This window comes from Myxococcus stipitatus DSM 14675 (assembly GCF_000331735.1).
GTDB classification, from domain to species: Bacteria; Myxococcota; Myxococcia; order Myxococcales; family Myxococcaceae; genus Myxococcus; species Myxococcus stipitatus.
On the sequence record NC_020126.1, the window covers coordinates 1,811,506 to 1,829,617 of the forward strand.

At 69.2% G+C, this 18,112-nt stretch carries 11 protein-coding genes; 8 read left to right on the plus strand and 3 right to left on the minus strand.

What is annotated here, in order from left to right; all coding sequences use genetic code 11:
* The first annotated feature begins 15 nt into the window (after positions 1–15).
* Complete coding sequence (locus tag MYSTI_RS45250) at positions 16–7,272, plus strand: DnaJ domain-containing protein (RefSeq protein ID WP_015347060.1); 7,257 nt, start codon at positions 16–18, stop codon at positions 7,270–7,272.
* A gap of 59 nt (positions 7,273–7,331) precedes the next feature.
* Positions 7,332–7,859: a peptide deformylase gene (gene def, locus MYSTI_RS07215; RefSeq protein ID WP_015347061.1), complete on the plus strand. Its 528-nt coding sequence runs from the start codon at positions 7,332–7,334 to the stop codon at positions 7,857–7,859.
* On the opposite strand, the gene nth is transcribed toward def, so the two are convergent.
* Entirely contained in the window at positions 7,819–8,532 is a 714-nt protein-coding gene (gene nth / locus MYSTI_RS07220) for an endonuclease III (protein WP_015347062.1), read from the minus strand. The two genes, def and nth, sit on opposite strands and share 41 nt — an antisense overlap.
* A 48-nt stretch (positions 8,533–8,580) precedes the next feature.
* Here nth and ltaE point away from each other — a divergent pair, with 48 nt between their 5' ends.
* Together ltaE and MYSTI_RS07230 are read left to right on the plus strand one after the other, a co-directional pair.
* Positions 8,581–9,606, plus strand: a complete 1,026-nt coding sequence (gene ltaE / locus MYSTI_RS07225) for a low-specificity L-threonine aldolase (protein WP_015347063.1) — start codon at positions 8,581–8,583, stop codon at positions 9,604–9,606.
* Between the two features lie 87 nt (positions 9,607–9,693).
* Positions 9,694–10,671: a M23 family metallopeptidase gene (locus MYSTI_RS07230; protein ID WP_015347064.1), complete on the plus strand. Its 978-nt coding sequence runs from the start codon at positions 9,694–9,696 to the stop codon at positions 10,669–10,671.
* A 109-nt stretch (positions 10,672–10,780) separates the two neighbouring features.
* Here MYSTI_RS07230 and MYSTI_RS07235 read toward each other — a convergent pair whose 3' ends face one another.
* Positions 10,781–11,050, minus strand: coding sequence for an HU family DNA-binding protein (locus MYSTI_RS07235; RefSeq protein ID WP_002635502.1), 270 nt, complete (start codon positions 11,048–11,050; stop codon positions 10,781–10,783).
* 326 nt (positions 11,051–11,376) lie between these two features.
* On the opposite strand from MYSTI_RS07235, the gene MYSTI_RS07240 reads away from it, so the two are divergent.
* Entirely contained in the window at positions 11,377–13,137 is a 1,761-nt protein-coding gene (locus tag MYSTI_RS07240) for a right-handed parallel beta-helix repeat-containing protein (protein WP_015347065.1), read from the plus strand.
* A 4-nt stretch (positions 13,138–13,141) separates the two neighbouring features.
* Here the strand turns inward: MYSTI_RS07240 and MYSTI_RS07245 are convergent, their stop codons facing one another.
* The gene (locus tag MYSTI_RS07245; RefSeq protein ID WP_015347066.1) at positions 13,142–14,251 is read right to left on the minus strand and encodes an alpha/beta fold hydrolase; all 1,110 of its coding nucleotides are present in this window, start codon (positions 14,249–14,251) and stop codon (positions 13,142–13,144) included.
* A 101-nt stretch (positions 14,252–14,352) separates the two neighbouring features.
* Here MYSTI_RS07245 and pssA point away from each other — a divergent pair, with 101 nt between their 5' ends.
* The 3 genes from pssA to MYSTI_RS07260 all read left to right on the plus strand — a co-directional run bounded on the left by pssA (position 14,353) and on the right by MYSTI_RS07260 (position 18,073).
* Positions 14,353–15,210 carry a CDP-diacylglycerol--serine O-phosphatidyltransferase gene (gene pssA, locus MYSTI_RS07250; RefSeq protein WP_015347067.1) on the plus strand — a complete coding sequence of 286 codons (858 nt, stop codon included), beginning with the start codon at positions 14,353–14,355 and terminating at the stop codon, positions 15,208–15,210.
* Between the two features lie 161 nt (positions 15,211–15,371).
* Positions 15,372–16,634: a CinA family nicotinamide mononucleotide deamidase-related protein gene (locus MYSTI_RS07255; protein WP_015347068.1), complete on the plus strand. Its 1,263-nt coding sequence runs from the start codon at positions 15,372–15,374 to the stop codon at positions 16,632–16,634.
* Complete coding sequence (locus MYSTI_RS07260; protein ID WP_015347069.1) at positions 16,631–18,073, plus strand: hypothetical protein; 1,443 nt, start codon at positions 16,631–16,633, stop codon at positions 18,071–18,073. Before MYSTI_RS07255 ends, MYSTI_RS07260 begins: the two co-directional genes overlap by 4 nt.
* Positions 18,074–18,112: the final 39 nt, after the last annotated feature.

Sequence of the window (18,112 nt, forward strand, 5' to 3'; positions counted from 1 at the left end):
ACTCGGTGGCCCCCCATGGGCGCACCGGTCCTCCTCGTCCACGACGACATCGCCACCATCGCCGCAGTGCGGCGCCTGCTCACCCGTAGCGGGCACGAGGTCATCCTCGCGACCTCCGCCGCGGATGCGCTGATTGCTTACGGATACCACCTGCCGGCGCTGATTGTGTTGGCGCCAGGCGTCGAGAGCGGCCGAGGCCGGCTGGTGCTGGAGGAACTGCTCCAGCATCCGGACGGCAAGACGGCGCGGGTGTTGTTGTTGGGCGAGTCCATCGCGGGGTTCAGTGCGCCGGTGGCGCCGCTGCCGCTCGATGGGACGAACTTCGTGGCGTTGGTGGACTCGGTTCTTCGGGCCCCGTCGGAGGCGGACGCCTGGCATGTCCTGGAGAACCGGACGCTGGTGGGGGTGGGGGGGGAGGAGGGGCGGGGAGGGGAGGACGCGGAGGCGTGGCACGCGACGGCGCCGGGGGCGGTGGCGGGAGACGCCACGCTGGCGAATGCGCTGTTCGGGGACCTGGCGCCGTTGCATCAGGCGGACTGGGAACTGGCGGCGATGACGCGCGAGGAGCGCACGGCGAGGGCGGAGGAGCAGCAGCTCCGCTCGACGTTGGACGTGCGGGCGGCGCTGGAGCAGGCGAATCAAGAGGCGGCGGCCGCGGCGCTGGCCTCCAGTCAGTCGGCGCTGGCGGGGGGCGGGGAGGACTGGGGCGCGGCGGCGGTGGGTGGAGGGAGTGAAGGTTTCGATGGGAGCGCGCTGCCAGCGGGAGAGGTGTTCCGGGCAGAGGGCGATTCCGGTGGGGATGTGCCGGAGGGTGAGGCGGGGAGCGCTGGAGGGGAGTACGGCGGGGATGAGGATGCCGCGGACTCTCGAGCGGGAGACGCTTCAGAGGCCGCGCGGGGCTGGGGCGAGAGCACTGCCGCCGGTATGCAGCACGCGGAGGATTCTGGGGCGGAGCACTCCTGGAGCGCCGAGAGCACGGCCAGCGGCACGCCAGACACGGATGCCGCAGGGGACGCCCAATCCTGGGGGGCGGAGGCTGATGCTTCTGGCGCGGATGCTGCGTCGGACGCGCAGGCGTGGAATGCGGAGGGAGATGCTTCTGGCGCGGATGCTGCGTCGGAACAGCAAGCGTGGAGCGCGGAGGCTGATGTTTCTGGCGCGGATGCTGCGTCGGACGCGCAGGCGTGGAGTGCGGAGTCCGGCACGCACGGCGCGAATGCTGCGTCGGAACAGCAAGCGTGGAGCGCAGAGGGCGATGCTTCCGGCGCGAATGCTGCGTCGGAACAGCAAGCGTGGAGCGCAGAGGGCGATGCTTCCGGCGCGAATGCTGCGTCGGAACAGCAATCGTGGAGTGCAGAGGGCGATGCTTCCGGCGCGGATGCTGCGTCGGAACAGCAAGGGTGGAGCGCAGAGGGTGATGCTTCCGGTACCTACGACGCAAATGCTGCGTCGGATGCGCAAGCGTGGGGTGCGGAGGGAGATGCTTCCGGCACTTACGGAGCGGATGCTGCGTCGGATGCGCAAGCCTGGGATGCAGAGGGATCTGCTTCCGGCACGCATGACGTGACTGCTGCGTCGGATGCGCAAGCCTGGGGCGCGGATGCGTCCATCTCGCACGGCGCGGATGCTTCATCGGATGCGCAAGCGTGGAGTGCGGAGGCAGGTGCCTCCATCGCGCACGGCGCGGATGCTTCATCGGATGCGCAAGCGTGGAGTGCGGGGGCCGATGCTTCCGGCACGCACGACGCGGATGCTTCAGGTGTCGCGCAAGGCTGGGGTGGCGAGGCCGATGCCTCAGCCGCGCACGGCGCGGATACTGCGTCGGAACAGCAAGCGTGGAGCACGGAGGCAGGTGCCTCCATCGCGCACGGCGCGGATGCTTCAGGTGACGCACAAGGCTGGAGCGCAGAGCGCAATCCAGCAACTGAGGACGGCGCGGCTGCCTCAGGGGACACGCAATCCTGGAGTCCCGAGGCCCAAGCCTCCAGCTCACCTGATTCGGGTCCTTCATCGGACGCGCAAGGCTGGGCTGATGAGGCCAATCCGTCCGGCGTGCATGGTGCGGATGCGCAAGCTTGGGGTGATGAGCGCAATCCCGCGAATGAGTACGGCGCGGATGTCTCCGCGAGCACTCAAGCCTGGAGTCCAGAAGGCAATCCCGCAGACAGTCACGGCGCGGACGCGTCAGACGGTTCGCAAGGCTGGAGCGCGGACGACGATGCCGCGGGCCCGGACACTCGAGCCTGGAGCGCGGAGAGCCATCTCGCGAGTGAGTACAGCGCGGCCGCCTCACCAGGGGATTCAAGTCAGCAGGCCTGGAACGAGGAAGGCCAGTCCGCGAGCGAGCACGGTGCGGGTGCACACGCGTGGGGCGCTGAGCGCGAATCCACGACCAGCGATGCCGTAGACACCTCAGCGGGATACGCCACCGAAGGCGCAGATGCGCACGAGGGCTTCGCACCCGGAGCGCTGACCCCGGACCCCTTCGAGGCCGCGGGCTTACAGGACTCAGGCGGTGACGGAAGCACTGCGGAGGCGATGGACGCTGCCGCAGTGGATGCCGCGTATGGCGCCGAGGCCCCCTTCGAGAGGTCCACCGGAAGTACCGGTGACGTGTTCTCGCAGGGATTCTCGAACGCGATGGCGGAAGGTGGTGGCGCGAGCGGACCTTCGACAGTCCTCTACGGCGTGAACTCGCCCGAGGTCGCCGCGCTGGCGGAGTGGAGGGCCGCATCTGCGGGGGCTGAAGCGGAGCAGGAGCCGCTGCCCGTGGGGAAGCTCGCGTGGACAGAGGAACCTGTCTCCGTCCCCGTCTCGAGGCCCGTGGCCCTGGCACCTCGGCTGGGTGAAGAGGGCTTCTTCGATGTCGATGCACCCGAGCCCTCGCACGACGATGCGCTCTCCGCGGCCGAAGCGGAGCTGGCGGCGATGCGGGGAGATGGTCCTCGGGTGGCGGAGCCACTGGACTCAGGGGCGTGGACGGAGTTGCCACCAGACCCCGAAGTCGAGACCGCGCTGACTGGAGGCGGGAGCGAAGGCGCGTTGGTCGCCGAGCCGCGCGAGACGCCTCCCGTGGCGGAGTCCGAGCCTGACGCACCCGCGGAAGAAGAGTCGCTCCCCGCTTCGCCCTGGGACGTGCTGGAGGCGGAGCTGCAAGCCAAGGTGCGCGAGGAGGATGGCGCGGAGACGTCGGCGGAAGATGACTCTCCTCGCCCGGAAGCGCCGCTGGCGACCGAGGACACCACTCCCTGGGCAAACCTGAAGCCGAGTCGTGAGACACCCGTGTTCGGCATGGTCCTGTCCGAAGCCGGAACGGACTCGATTCAGCATGCGGTGGCCTCCAGCAGCGTGGAGCAAGCACTGGAGCCCGAAGCGCCCGTTGCCTTCTTGGACGAAGGCAGCGAGGACCCGCGCGGAAGCGCGATCGCGAACGTGCCTCCCGCGTCCCCCTCGATGGATGTCTCCGCGGGGTGGTTCGACGCGGAGCCCGAAGCGGCCTTGCCCGTCCAGCCGTCCGCAAGCGAGGGCTGGTTCGACTCGAACGCGGAAGGCGCTACCGAGGAAGCGTCGTCGCCGGCGGATTCGTTGACGCTGATGGAGGAGACCCCCGAGCAAGGGTTCGACTCCAACGAGCCCGATGCGACGACAACCTCCATCGGTGAGGAGCCACCGCCCGCCGAGAGCACGGTGAGTCAGGAGGACTTCGAGCGTCAGCTCGAGGAAGCACACGAGCGAGTCCACACGCTGAAGGACTCCTTGGAGCAGGAGGCCGGACTTCGCCAGGACGCCGAGCGGCGCCTCGAGTCCCTCCAGTCGCGTCTCGACGGGCTGGAAGAGGAGCACTCGCGAGAGGCGACGCTCCGAGCGGAGGTGGAGCACCAGCTCGAGGACGAGCGAGTCAAGGGAGAGCGTCAGCGCCGCGAGTTCGACGCCGAGCTGGAGATGGCGAGGCGGCGCGAAGCCGACCTGGACCTCCGCAGCGGCACGGAAGTGGGAGTCCTGCGCGAGGAGCTGAGTGGTCTCCAGACGAGGCTTGTCGAAGCCGAGTCCAGGGTGGAAGCCGAGACCCGTGCGCGGGCCGAGGTGGAAGCCACCGCGAAGGCGACGCTGGAGCGCATCGATGCGCGAGAGCAGGACTTCATCGAGCTGCGGACCCTGCTGGACGCGGTGAAGACGGAGGCGACGGAGCTAGGTCGCGAGCGAGTGGAGGCGCTGGAGAAGGGCGCGCTGCAAGCGAAGGACGCGCTCCTCGCGAGGGATGATGCGCAGGAGCGCGCGGACCAGGAGGGGCTGGCGCGCGCGCAGGCGCAGTCGCGACTGGTGGAGCTGGAGTCGAAGCTCCAGCAGTTGGAGCTGGAGAATGAGGAGGCCGAGACGCGAGCTGCCGCGGCGACGCAGGCGCTGAAGGAAATCGAGCTCCGCTTCGAGTCCGAGGCGGCCGGGCGGGTCGATGCGGAGACCCGGGCCGAGTCGGAGGTGCGGGAGCGTCGAGGTCTGGAAGCGCGAGTGAAGTCGGTGGAAGTGGCGCTGGTCGAAGCGGAGGCGAGGACGGGGGCGGAGGCGCTGGCGCGAGCGGAAGTGGAGGCACGCGCGGCGGCGGTGGAGGCGGCGCGAGTGGAGCTGGAGTCGCGCCTGAAGACGGAGTCGCGAGCGAGGGCGGAGGCGGAGGCGCAGTGGGAGCTGGAGTCCCGCGCGCGAGAGGAAGCCGAGGCCCGAGCGGAGTCCGAAGGTCGAGCGCGAGAGGAAGCCGAGTCGCGAGCCAAGGCGGAGGTCCACGCGCTCGCGGAGCTGGAGTCTCAGGCCGCGTCGGAGTCGCGAGAGCGATTGGAAGAGGCCGTCCAGGCCCGCGCCGAGGCCGAGGCCCGAGCGGAGTCCGAGTCCAAGCTGCGAGCGGACGCGGAGCTGCTCGCGGAGCTGGAGTCCCAATCCCGAACCGAGGCCGAAGAGACTGCGAAGTCCGAAGCAAAGCTCCGAGCCGAGGCCGAAGTGCTGGCGGAGCTCGAAGCGCAGGCGAGGACCGAAGCCGAGGAGAAAGCGGAGGCCGAGTCGAAGCGCCGAGCGGAGGCTGAAGCAAAGGCCGAGCTCGAAGCGCTGGCACGGGCAGAGGCAGAGGAGAGGGCCGAGTCCGAAGCGAAGCTGCGAGTCGAAGCCGAGGAGAAGGCCGAGGCTGAAGCGAAGCGACGGGGCGAAGCCGAGGCGAGAGCCGCCTCCGAAGCCAAGGAGCGCACGGCCTCGGAGACGCGAGCGGAGCTCACCGCCAGCGAGAGCGAAGAGTCCGAGGCAAGAGCCGAGTCCGAAGCGAAGCTGCGAGCCGAAGCCGAAGCAAGAGCCGAAGCCGAGTCCCAGCAACGAGCCGAAGCCGAAGCAAGAGCCGAAGCCGAGTCCCGGCAACGAGCCGAAGCCGAAGCAAGAGCCGAAGCCGAGTCCCGGCAACGAGCCGAAGCCGAAGCCAGGGCCGAAGCGGAGTCCCAGCAACGAGCCGAAGCCGAAGCAAGAGCCGAAGCCGAGTCGAAGCTGCGAGCCGACGCCGAAGCGAAGGCCGCGCTGGAGTCGCAGGCGAGGGCCGAGGCCGACGAGCAGACGGAGTCCGAGTCTCAGCGCCGAGCCGAAGCCGAAGCGAGAGTCGAAGCCGAGTCGAAGCTGCGAGCCGAAGCCGAGGCGAGGTCGGCATCGGCCGAGCAGCAGCGAGTCGCGGCGGAGGCCCGAGCGGAGTCGGAGTCGAAGCGCTCCGAGTCGGCGGAAGCCCGAGCCCAGGCCGAGGCCGCGGTCCGTGCCGAAGCGGAGGCCCGAGCCCTGAAGGCCCAGCAAGCCCAGTCCGAGGCGGAAGCAAAAGCCAAGACGGAAGGCCGTCATCGCACGGCGCTGGAAGTCCGCCTGGACGTGGAAGCCCGTCAGCGCGCCGAAGCCGAGTCCCGCATCGCCGAGCAGACCCAGGCGCGAAGCGAAGCGGAGTCCCGCCTCCAGTCGGAGTCCGCGCGCTTCACGGAGCAGCTCACGCAGCTTCAATCCCAACTCCAGCAGCGCGAGGCTGCACTCGCGCAGCTGCGCGCGGAGCACGACGAGGCACGCAAGTCCCTCGAGTCGCTGCACGCGGAGAAGTCGAAGCTGGAGGCAGACTCCGCGGAAGAGCGAGTCCGCGCGGAGCGGGAGCGCCAGGAACTCGAGGAGCGAGGGCATCGCGAAGCGGAAGAGGCCGCCGCGCAGGCGAGGGCCGCGCTGCTCCCGTTGGAGGCCCCGCCGGGCCGTCCCGAGCTGGCCGTCTCGCGCAGTGGCAGCGTGACGCAGGAAGGCCTGTCCCGTCTGGTGCTCCGACTCTGTGAGGCGCGGATGGAGGTGCGCCTCGAGTTGAAGGTGATGAACGCGCTGCGCGTGCTGTGGCTGCGAGATGGCGCGCTGGTGGGAGCCGTCTCGTCCGCCTCGGGAGAGTCGCTGGTCGACCGGGCCCGCGCGGATGGCCTCATCGACGCGAGGCAGGAAGGCGAGCTCCGGCTCGTGCGCAGCGCCACCACGGGCGCCTTGCTCGACGCGCTCCGAGGCCGAGGCTACCTGCGCGAGTCCGAGTCCGTGCCCCTGGTGCAGCGCTACACGGAGCAGGTCTTCCTCGACGCGTTGTCGGAGCCCTCCACGCTGTACCGCCTGGTGCAGGAGCCGGCGCCGCACGAGGTGGCGCTCGCCGCGGCCACGCGTCCGCCGCTGTACCTGCTGGCCGAGGCCCTGCGCAACACGCTGACAGGAGAGTCCCTGCTGGAGGCCGCGGGAAGCCTCCGGGCGCGCGTCACGCGAGGTGAGCTGCATCTGTCACCCGATGACTTCGGCCTGCCGACGAGAGACCTCCAGCTGTTGTCCCAGGTGGATGGCGAGCACACGCTGGAGGCGCTGTTGTTGGGGGCGGGGGTTCCGCAGGACGCGGCCCTGAAGGCGCTCTCGGTGGCGAGGACGCTGGGGCTCATCACGCTCCAGCCCTCCAACATCGAGGACCCGGACGCCTTCCCGCCCGAGCTGGATGTGCGTCGGCTCGAGTCGAAGTTCGACGAGATTCAGGACGCGGACTACTTCACCGTGCTGGGGCTTGCGCGCACGGCGGGCGGTGAGGAGGTCAAGCGGGCCTACGAGCTGCTCGCCGCTGAGTTCCACCCGCTGCGCTTCGCGGGTCATCCGGACCCGGCGCTCCAGCACCGCGCGCAGCAGATTCGCAGCGTGTTGTCGGAGGCGGCGCAGGCGCTCGGAGACGACCGGTTGCGAGCCGAGTACGCGCGCAGCCTGCTCGACTGAGAGAGGGGGCGGCCCGGCCAGGGTTGCCCCTCCGGGCGCGGGGAGTTAAGAGGGCACCCATGGTCCGCGACATCCTTATCTGGCCCGACCCCATCCTGAAGCAGAAGGCCAAGCCGGTGACGAAGGTGGATGACTCCATCCGCGCGCTGGTGAAGGACATGTTCGAGACGATGTACGCCGCCGACGGCGTGGGGCTCGCGGCGCCGCAGGTGGGCGTGCTCCAGCGCGTCATCGTCCTGGACACGACGCCGCGCCAGCCCGACGCCAAGCCCCTGGCGATGATCAACCCGGAGCTCATCGCGCTCGAGGGTGAGACGACCTACACCGAGGGCTGCCTCTCCATCCCCGGTGAGTCGGAGGACGTGGACCGCGCGGCCGTCGTCACGGTGAAGTACCTGGACGTGGACGGCAACGAGCAGACGTTGCGCTGCGACGAACTGCTGGCCATCGCCGTGCAGCACGAGACGGACCACCTGAATGGCACCGTCTTCGTGGACCACGTCTCGACGTTGAAGCGCGAGTTCATCCGCAAGCGGATGAAGCGCCTCAAGGCTTCGCGCGAGCAGCCGCCTTCGGCTTCGCGCTAGACGCCGCCACGCCCTTCTTGGGGCACAGGTCCGCGACGACGCAGCGTGGGCACTCGGGGGAGCGGGCGAAGCACGTCCGCCGCCCGTGCCACACCAGGAGCTGGTGGCCCATCATCCAGCGCTCCGGAGGCAGGACGGCCTGCATGTCCTTCTCGACCTTGTCCGGGTCCTCCTGTGTCGTGAAGCCGAGCCGGTAGGCCAGCCGCTTCACGTGGGTGTCGACGGGGAAGGCGTTGTCGCCGCCCAGGTGGATGCACACGACGCCCGCCGTCTTGCGGCCGACGCCGGGGAGCTCGGAGAGCAGCTCGCGTTGCAGGGGCACTTCTCCCTGGTGTTGCTCCATCAGGATTTTCGCGGTCGCGACGATGTTCTTCGCCTTGGCACGGTACAGTCCGCACGTGCGGATGAAGGGCTCCACGTCCGAAGCTTGGACCGCCGCGTAGTCCCGCGCCGTGGGGAATCTCTGGAACAAAGCGGGGGTGACCATGTTGACCCGCTTGTCCGTGCACTGGGCGGAGAGCATCACCGCGACCAGCAACTGCAAGGGGGATTGGTAGTCCAGCTCGATGCGAGCGTCGGGCATGGAGGCTTCCAGGCGCTCCATGACCTTCACCGCGCGTTCACGCTTGGCTGCTGCAGTCTCACGTCCAGGCACGCGGCCGTTGTATGTCACCCCTGCCGTGCCCCCAAGTCCTGGCTGTCACCACCTCGTGGGAGAACCATGAAGCCTATCGACTTTCGCTCAGACACCGTGACCAAGCCCACTCCCGGAATGCGCCGAGCCATCGCGGACGCGGAGGTGGGCGACGACGTCTACGGCGAGGACCCCACGGTGCTGCGGCTGGAGGCGCGAGTGGCCGAGCGGCTCGGTCTCGAGGCCGCGCTCTTCGTGCCCTCTGGCACGCAGGCCAACCAGGTGGCCATCGGCGTGCACTGTCGGCAGGGGGACGAGGTGCTCACCGAGGAGGGCAGCCACATCCTGCACTACGAGGGCGGCGCGATTCCGGCGCTGTGGGGCGTGCAGCCGCAGCCCCTGTCCGGAGAGCGAGGACTGCTGACGCCCGAGTCGGTCGCCGCGGCGGTGCGAGAGGACAACTTCCACTATCCGCGCACGCGGCTGCTGTCGCTGGAGAACACGCACAATCGCGGCTGTGGCGCGGTGTGGCCGGTGGAGCGCTTCCGCGCGGTGGTGGAGGTGGCGCGCAAGGCGGGGCTCGCGGTGCACCTGGATGGCGCGCGGTTGTTCAACGCGGAGGTGGCCGCGGGAGTGCCGGCGTCCACGTGGGCGAAGCTGACGGACACGACGTCGGTGTGTTTCTCCAAGGGGTTGGGAGCGCCGGTGGGCTCGGTGCTGGCGGGGCGCGCGGAGCACATCCGCGAGGCGCGCCGGCTGCGCAAGCGTCTGGGCGGCGCCATGCGCCAGGCGGGCATCCTCGCCGCGGCGGCGCTGTATGCGCTGGAGCATCACGTGGAGCGGCTCGCGGAGGACCACGCGAATGCGCGCCGGCTCGCGGCGGGGCTGGCCGAGGTGCCCGGGGTGAAGGTGGAGGCGGCGCGCGTGGAGACGAACATGGTGTTCGCGGAGTTCCCCCTCCCGCCCTTGGAGGCGGTGGCGCTCCTGAGGAAGCACGGGGTGCTCGCGAGCCCCGCGGGCGGACCGCGCTCGCTGCGGCTGGTGACGCACCTGGACCTCTCCGCGGCGGATATCGACGAGGCGGTGTCTCGCATCCGACGGGCGCTGGCGTAGCGCGTCGTCGAGGCTGCGCCCGGGCTCTGGCCCCGCGGTCTGGGGGCGCCGAGCCCCCTTCCGGAGCGTGGTAGACTCGGGAGCGCCGTGCGTCGACTCCCCCTTCTTGCCCTCGTCAGCGTCTGTGCCTGCTCCTCGACCCGCTCGGGGCAGAAGATGAGCTTCGACGAGGTCTACGACACGTCGGAGCCCGCCCCCTCCGAAGCGCGTCCCCCGCCGGTGCGTGGGAGCGAGGAGCCGCCTCCGCGCCGGCGTGTGCGAGTGGCCGCGCCGGAGCCCTCGGACGAGCTGCGAGACGCGCTGGTGTCGTTCTCGAGGCGCTCGAAGGCGCATCGCCGGAAGGTGGCTCGGGGCGGGCCCATGCCGCTGGGGCAGGTGGAGGGCTGGGAGGCGATGAACGGTGTGCTGGACGCGTTCCTCGCGCGGGGGGTGGAGCGTACGGACGCACGCGACGTGGAGCGGGCGCGGACGGTCCTGGAGGCCGAGCTGGAGAAGGACGGCCGGACGTACGGCGACATGCCCGGGGCGTTGGCGGAGGCGGTGGTGTTGCGGGTGGGGCGGCTGGCGGTCCGCATGTCGGAGCTGCGCCGCCTGGTGCAGCCCGCGGACGTGGACGGGCTGCCTCGGCTGGCGTGGCCGGTGGACCCGGTGACCATCACCAGCGTCTTCGGTCAGCGCTGGCACCCGATTCGAGGCGAGCAGCGGCGGCACCTGGGCGTGGACCTGGCGGCGCGGCAGGGGCAGGTTGTCTACACCGCCGCGAAGGGCGTGGTGCTGCGGGCGGGCTGGAACGGCGACCATGGCCTCCAGGTGGAGGTGCAGCACGATGGGCGCTGGCTGACGCGCTACAGCCACCTGTCCCGGGTGTTGGTGGAGCCGGGGGAAATCCTGGAGCGAGGCCACGCGGTGGGCCTGGCCGGAGAGACGGGGCTCGCGACGGGGGTCCACCTGCACTTCGAGCTGTGGCGGGATGGGCAGGTGGTGGACCCCTTGGACGCGCTGGGCGACGAAGGGGAGGAAGGGCCCTCGATGCCGCCCGTGGCTCGGGGTGTGACGGGGATGTGAGGCCCGCAACGCATCAGGGGCGCCACCCGAGGAGGTAGCGCCCCTGAAGGGCTCAAGGTCCACGGCGAGTCCCTGGGACGCCGCGGCGTGGACCGAGGGAGTCTGCTGACTACAGCGAGTTCTTGAGTTCCTTGGCCGGGCGGAAGCCGATGGTCTTCGACGCCTTGAGCTTCATCATCTCGTTCGTCTGCGGGTTGCGAATCTTCCGGGCCTTGCGGGAGCGAACAGACCAGGTGCCGAAGCCGGGGTAGCTGAAGCGCGCATCCTTCTTCACCGCCTTGCCGATGTTGGTGAAGACGATGTCGAGGATCTGCGCCGCCGACTTCTTGGTGAGACGTGTCTGCGCCGCCACCACCTCGACGAGCTCTGCCTTGGTCATTACGCCCCTCCGTCCTGCGTTGTCTGGCCTTGATTGCGCGAAAGCCAACCGGTGGTAACAAATCGCTCTTTTCCCTGTCAATGCTGAGTGCGTTCCGAGGCCGGAAAATCGGCCTCCGGACGAAAAGTTGGCTCGGTGAAACACCGGGCGTAGACAGAGGGAGAAATCCGCGCTCGAGACATGGGGACGGCAAGCGGAAACATCGCGGCGAAAGCAATCTGGCTGATCGTCATTGAAAGAAAGTCTTTGTGATTTCGATCATTTGGCGTGTGTGGCTGATCGCACGCGGCGCGGCCTGGCGGAGATGGACTACGATTCCCGCTCCCGTGCGCTTCCGAACGTTTCCGACGCTGCTGATCCTCCTGCTGGGGGCCTGCCGGAGTGGCGGGGCCTCCGGGGAATCCGTTGTCGCGCCCTGGCCGGAGGCCCTCCGGACGGAGGTCTGGGTGGACGTGGCGGCGGCGGGGGAGGGGGAGGGGACGCGGGAAAGACCCTGGGGCTCGTTGCGCGACGCCCTGGCGCGTCCGGGTCCACTGACGGTGTACCTGGCTGCCGGAGAGTACCTGGGGTCCATCGAGGTCTCCGGTGACGTCCGGTTGGAGGGGCAGGGCGCGGCGACGGTGTTGGGTGGGGCGGGGGTGAGGGTGGCTGGGGAGGGCCGGGTGGTGCTTCGGAATCTGAGCGTGCGGGGAGGTGGGTGGGGCGTCGAGGTGTCGGGCGGAGGACAGGTTCAAGTGGAGCGGGTGGGCTTCGTGGGGCAGCGCGAGGGGGCGGTGCGGGTGACGTCCGGAAGGTTCGAGGCGGCGCAAACGCGCTTCGAGACCTCGGGAGAGACCGTGGGCGTCCTGCTGGACGGCACCGTGGAGGACGGGGCCGCACGAGCGGGGACTCAGGAGGCGCCGGCGCCACGGGATGCGCGACAGGTCAGGTCGAAAAGGGCACAGGGTGAAGCGGCGGCGCGCGTAGGGGCGAGGGATGCGCCAGTTCCACAGGATGCGCGACAACTCCCCTCAATGCGCGTGGTGGCGGGGGACGCGGCGCTTCAAGGAACTGCGTTGCCCACGGGATACACAGGTGGCGAGACCTCAGGTTGGTCCCCGAAGGAGGAACGGGGCCGCGGCCCAGTGAAGTCCTCCGGGCCACCTCGCCAGGAGGCCTGGTTGTCGGGCGTGACCTTCACGGGCCCCTTCCGGCGCGCGGTCCGAATCCGAGGTCCCGAGGCTCGCGCAACACTGAAGGACATCCGCTTCCTGGGCGCGGTGACCGCGGTAGGGATGGACGGCGGGCACGCCGAGATTCGTCACTCGGTCGCGGAGGGGCACCAAGGCACTGCGTTCTCGGTGGTGGAGGGCGTCATGTCCCTGGAGGACGTGCGGGCGAGAGGCCACGAGGTGAGTGTCTCCGCCATGCGCGTGCCTCGGCTCGAGGTTCGCGGCCTCCTCTCCGTGGGGGCCACTCGTGCGGGGCTGAGCGTCGGTGCATCGACGGGCGTCCTGCTCGAAGACGTGGTGGTGCGTGACAGCGGCAGCCACGGAGCACTTCACTTCTCGGGCTCGGAAGTGAAGGCACGGCGCCTGCGCGTGGAGGGCGCCACGGAGTACGGAGTCGTCGCTGTAGGCGGAAGCCTCGAACTGCGCGGCATCACCGTGGCAAGCGTGCGTTCGAACGATGGCATCACCGGAGAGGGCCTGCACCTGCGTCAGGTTCGCGCGGAGGTGGAGAACGCGGTCGTGCGAGAGACCGCGGGCGCGTGTGTCTTCGCGGCGCAGAATGCGCGAGTCGTGTTGCGAGACGCGGAGCTCAGCCGCTGCGGCCAGTCAGCGCTCGCGGTGGACACCCGTGCGCGTCTGGATGCGACAGGTGTTGAAGCACGAGGCACCCAGGAAGCAGCCCTCGCGGCGATGGCGGGAGGCGAGCTGCGAGTGGATGCGCTCATCGCGCGAAAGACTCGGCGGGGGCTCGTCTCCGTCGAGTGCACGGGCGACACCCGAGTGAAGCTGGGGCGCGTGCACACGGACGATGACCGAGGCATGGCTGCACCGTGCGTGGAGCGCCTCGCGACCGAGGCCGTGCCAGGCCCGCGCTGAAAACTCAGGAAGACGCCTCAGGAGTCCACGAGGTCGCATGCGCCACCAACCACTCACGGATGACGGGATACACCTCCGTGGGAGCGCCGCTGCCGAACATGAGGTCTCCGTGCCCGTAGTCCTGCACGTCTCCTCGGTCCTTCCCGAACACATGAAGGGCGCGGTCCTGGGCCGTGATGAGGTCGAACTGGCTCTTCAGGTTCTCCGAGGTGGCGAGCCGGTCCGCGCTGCCGCCCATGACGAGGATGGGGATCTCGAGGCGGCTGATGCCCGCGCGCCAGTCCTGAGTGCGGTCGAACGAGCGGAACGCGTCGTGCTCAATCCAGTCCTGGAACTGGAGCAGGACCTTGCGGCTCATGGACGACATCATGTTCGCGGAGACCTGCCGCTGGATGCGCGGCGGGATGTGCTGCGGATTCACAATCAGGTCCGACAGGGGAAGTGTCACGTAGCCCAGGAATGGCGCAAGGCTCGCGCTCATCCACTCCTGCCGGAAGCGTGCGGGCCATGCGGCGCGAACTCCCATGGAGATGAGCATGCGCAGGAAGGGCTCCGACTTGAAGTGCACCGGAGACCCGAGCGCCATCAACCCCGCGAGCTTCGCGCCCTCGGGGCCTTGCGCCATCGCATACCCCACCAGTCCCCCAAGCGAGTGGCCCAGCCAGAAGGCGCGCTTCGCACCGGTCTCCTTCAGCGCCAGCTCCAGCAGTGCGGGGGCGTCCTGGAAGACGTGGTCATCGATGCTGAAGTCCGTGTATCGACGGCCACGTGGCGGAATCCGTGAGTGTCCCGTGCCACGCCACTCGACGCTGAAGCAGTCGAAGCCCGCTTCGGCCAGGTAGTGGGCCACCGAGTACGGCGGCTCGAAGTCGAAGGTGTACCGGTTCGCCGCCAGCCCGTGGCACAGCAGCACCGGCTCCTCGAAGCGTCGCACCGGAGCGCGCCGGACATGAACCGTCAATTCCCACCCATCCGCGCACCGTGCCTTGAGGGCCTGGGGCAGAGGTGTTCGCAGTCGGTACCAGCGCCGAACCAGGACGACCCAGAGGACATTCCCCAGCACGGCCACGAGGCCAGCGACCAGCACCCACACGACCCAGCGCCAGTCCTCCATCCGCATGCTCCTCCTCGTCGTCGAATAAACCCTGCTAAGGTTCGTCCACCCGCCGTCCTGCTGCCAGGAACTCACGGGCATCAGAGGAAGTCGAGGGAGCAATGAAGTTACGGAAATTGATGTTCGTGCTGCCGAACCTCTTCACTGTCACGTCCATCTTCTGTGGCTTCTACGCCCTCACGTTGTGCGCCGGGGAAGCAGGACCCGTCCAGCTCTACCAGGCCGCACTGGCCATCTTCTTCGCGATGTTCTTCGACGGTTTCGATGGTCGCGTCGCGCGGCTGACGAAGACGCAGAGCGACTTCGGCGTTCAGCTCGACAGCCTGGCGGATGTGGTCTCCTTCGGGGCGGCCCCCGCGCTGCTGGTCTACAAGTGGGCGTTGGCTCCGCTGGGCTTCGTTGGGTTGTTCATCTCCTTCGCGTTCGCCGCGTGTGGTGCGCTGCGGTTGGCGCGCTTCAACGTGTTGGCGGCGCGCAATCCGCATGGAGGCGGGGGCCGCTTCTTCGTGGGCCTTCCGATTCCCCTCGCCGCGGGCATGCTGGTGTCCGTCATCATCTCGCACCATGCGGCGTCCCAAGGTGAGCCGCTGCGCGAGTCGGCCTACGTGCCCGTCGCCGTGGCGGTTGCGGGCTTGTCGCTGTTGATGGTGTCGACCGTGCGCTACCGCACGTTCAAGGACACGCGGCCCAGCCGCAAGAGCGCTGCGGTGTTCATGCTGATGGTGCTGGGCGGTGTGGGCATCGCGACGCAGTACCACCCGGCATGGTTGCTGGTGGCGTTCTGTGGTGCCTACCTCGCTTTGGGGCTGGTCGAGTCGGCGGTGCAGGTGCGCAGCCATCTGGCGGCGCGCAAGGTCGCCGCGGGCTCCGTGGCCGCTGCCGCCGTCATCGACGACGAGGACGAAGAGGAGTCCGAAGACGGCGAGGACCCGCGGAACGACGGTCCCGCGTTCAGCTGAGCCGGCGCGCGCCGGCGAGGAGCCCCGTCCCGACTCCATGAGGGAGGCCCGGTTCAAGGCGGGGCCTCCAGGCTGGCGGGGGTGCTGGCCGGTCGAGGAGGAAGCAGGGAGGTACTTCCGTCCGTGCCCAGGCCGTCGGCTGCCGCTAGGATGCGCGCCCCATGCGCGTCGAGTTGCTCTGCACGGGTGACGAGCTGGTCACCGGCCTCATCACGGATACGAACAGCCCCTACCTGGAGGCCCGTCTCTTCGACCTGGGCGTGAAGGTGGAGCGAGTGGTGCTGGTGGGGGATGTCCGGTCCGACATCGTCCAGGCCCTGCGAGAGGCCTCTTCCCGGGCGGACGTCGTGGTGGTCTCTGGCGGACTGGGTCCGACGGCGGACGACTTCACGCTCGAGTGCGCCGCCGCCGTCGCGGGAGTGCCGTTGGAGGAGGATGCGCGGGTGCTCGGCTGGCTGCGCGAGCGCTATGCGGCTCGGGGCGTCCCCATCAATCCGAGCGCGCTCCGCATGGCCAGGATTCCACAGGGGGCCGAGCCCGTTCGAAACCCAGCGGGCTCCGCGCCGCTCGTCATGCTCACCCTGGGCGGCTGCCGGCTGTTCTTCCTGCCCGGCGTGCCACGTGAGTACCGAGCCCTCTTGGATGGCGAGGTGTTGCCGCGCATCCAGCAGTCGCTCGAGTCGAGGTCGGTCCGGGTGTTTCGCGCCTTCCGCCTGTTGCGCACCGTGGGCATTCCAGAATCGGAGCTGGACCTGGCAGTGGCACCGCTGGTCGCGAGTCATCCGCGCGTGGTGTTTGGTTTCCGCACGCATGCACCGGAGAACCACCTCAAGCTGATGGCGGAAGCCCCCTCCCAGGCGGAGGCCGACGCGGCGCTGGCCGCGGTGGAAGCAGACAGTCGGCGAGTGCTGGGGGCGCGAGTCTTCGGCTCCGACACCGAGGAGTACGCGCCCGTGCTGCTGCGCATGCTGGCGCGCGCGGGGGCCACGCTCTCGGTCGCCGAAAGCTGTACAGGGGGCCTCATCTCCCAGCAGCTCACGGCGGTCGCAGGTGCCAGCGCGACCTTCCTGGGGGGCGCGGTGGTGTACACGGAGAAGATGAAGTCCGCCTGGGTGGGCGTGCCTCCGGAGGTGCTCGAGCGTCATACGGCGGTGTCCTCCCAGACGGCGGCGGCCATGGCCGAGGGAGTGCGTGCCGCCTGTGGCACCACGTATGGCCTGTCGGTGACAGGGTATGCGGGGCCCGGAGGTGGAACCCCCGACGACCCCGTCGGTACGGTGTACTGCGCGCTGGCGGGGCCGGACATGGCCACGCGCTGTGAGCGCATGTCCTTTTCTGGAGACAGGGAGCGCGTGCGCCTCTTTGCTGCCTCCCACACGCTGGAGATGCTGCGGCAGCACCTGCTGACCGCGCCCCAATCATGAGTCGCTCCAAGTCCAAGCGCCCCCCTGTGCCCGCCGCCGAGCCGAGCCCCACGGCACCAGCTCCCGAGGCGCCACTCAGCGCGCCTGTCCCCCCCACGGCGTCCCCTGTCGAGCCGCGCGGCGGTACGCCCGGCGCCATGTTGCGGGTGTGGTTCGCCGCCTATCGCGTGGAGGTGGTGTTGTTCGCGGTGGCGTTCGTGGTGCTGGCGAGCTTCAGCTCGCAGCGCTTCTTGCGCCAGAGCGCCGCGCCGCACTTCATCTACCAGGCGCAGTCGTGGCTGGAGGGGCGCCTGGATGTGGACCCCCAGGTCCTTCCGAACCTGGAGGACTGGGCCTGTGTGCGGCAGGTGAATGGCGAGAAGGTCCGCTGTGAGGGGCGGCCTCTCTCGGATGACCGCTGGTTCGTGAGCTTTCCGTCCTTCCCCGCCGTGGCGATGCTGCCCTTCGTCGCGCTGCATGGGTATCAGTTCAACGACACCTCGTTTGGCGTCATCGTGGGGGCGCTGGCGGTGGCGCTGTTCTACTCGTTGCTGCGCTTCCTCGCGCGGGAGGGAGAGACGGAGCGCACGCGCGATGAGAATGTCGTGCTCGCGCTCACCCTCGCTTTCGGCACCCTGTTCTTCTACTGCGCCATCCGAGGTGAAGTGTGGTTCAGCGCCGAGGTCATGGGCGTGGCCCTCACCTGTCTCTACGTGCGCAACGCGGTGAGAGCTCGCCGTCCTGTCCTGGCGGGAGTGTTCTTCTCCATGGCGACGCTCACCCGCACGCCGCTGTTCTTCGCGGGGCTCTTCTTCGTGTTGGAGGCGCTGTGTCCCGGGCCGGAGTCGCGCCTCGAGCAACTCAAGGTCCTGGGCAGGAACTGGAAGCCCGCGGCGCGCAAGCTGGGCCTGTTCGCCTTGGGGGCCGCGCCTCTGGGGCTGCTCGCCGCTGGCTACAACGTGTACCGGTTCGGCCGCTTGAGTGAGTTCGGCCACGCCTTTCTCTTCAACAACCGCGTCAACGTGGACATCGACCGTTGGGGCTTGTTCCACTGGGAATATCTGGGCCGGAACGTGGCCGCGGCCTTCCTCAAGTGGCCGACCCTGTCGTTCTCGCCGCTCAAGCTCGGCTATGACCCTCACGGGCTCACGCTGCTGCTGACGCTGCCGCTGCTGGTCTTCCTGCTCATGCCCAGGCTGCGGCCGCGCTTGCACTGGCCCTTGTGGCTCACCGTGGCCATCTGCGCGCTGCCCGGGCTCTTCTACCAGAACACGGGCTACATGCAGTTCGGCTTCCGGTTCAGCCTCGACTACACGCCCTACCTCTTGTTGCTCTTCGCCATTGGGGGCTGGTCCGTGCGCCAGCGCGCGGTGATGGCCGCCTTGGTGCTGGGCGTGCTGGTGAACTTCTGGGGGGCTGTCGCCTTCCGCGGCTACACGGAGCTTGTCCGGAACTGGTAGGGCGGTGGCGCACGAGGGCTTGAATCCCCTGGGCGCCGC

Bases quoted from the DNA above. Each gene is read 5' to 3' on its own strand.
- MYSTI_RS45250 (WP_015347060.1), top strand. From the start codon at position 16: ATGGGCGCACCGGTCCTCCTCGTCCACGACGACATCGCCACCATCGCC.
- def (WP_015347061.1), top strand. From the start codon at position 7,332: ATGGTCCGCGACATCCTTATCTGGCCCGACCCCATCCTGAAGCAGAAG.
- ltaE (WP_015347063.1), top strand. From the start codon at position 8,581: ATGAAGCCTATCGACTTTCGCTCAGACACCGTGACCAAGCCCACTCCC.
- MYSTI_RS07235 (WP_002635502.1), bottom strand. From the start codon at position 11,050: ATGACCAAGGCAGAGCTCGTCGAGGTGGTGGCGGCGCAGACACGTCTC.
- MYSTI_RS07245 (WP_015347066.1), bottom strand. From the start codon at position 14,251: ATGGAGGACTGGCGCTGGGTCGTGTGGGTGCTGGTCGCTGGCCTCGTG.
- pssA (WP_015347067.1), top strand. From the start codon at position 14,353: ATGAAGTTACGGAAATTGATGTTCGTGCTGCCGAACCTCTTCACTGTC.
- MYSTI_RS07255 (WP_015347068.1), top strand. From the start codon at position 15,372: ATGCGCGTCGAGTTGCTCTGCACGGGTGACGAGCTGGTCACCGGCCTC.
- MYSTI_RS07260 (WP_015347069.1), top strand. From the start codon at position 16,631: ATGAGTCGCTCCAAGTCCAAGCGCCCCCCTGTGCCCGCCGCCGAGCCG.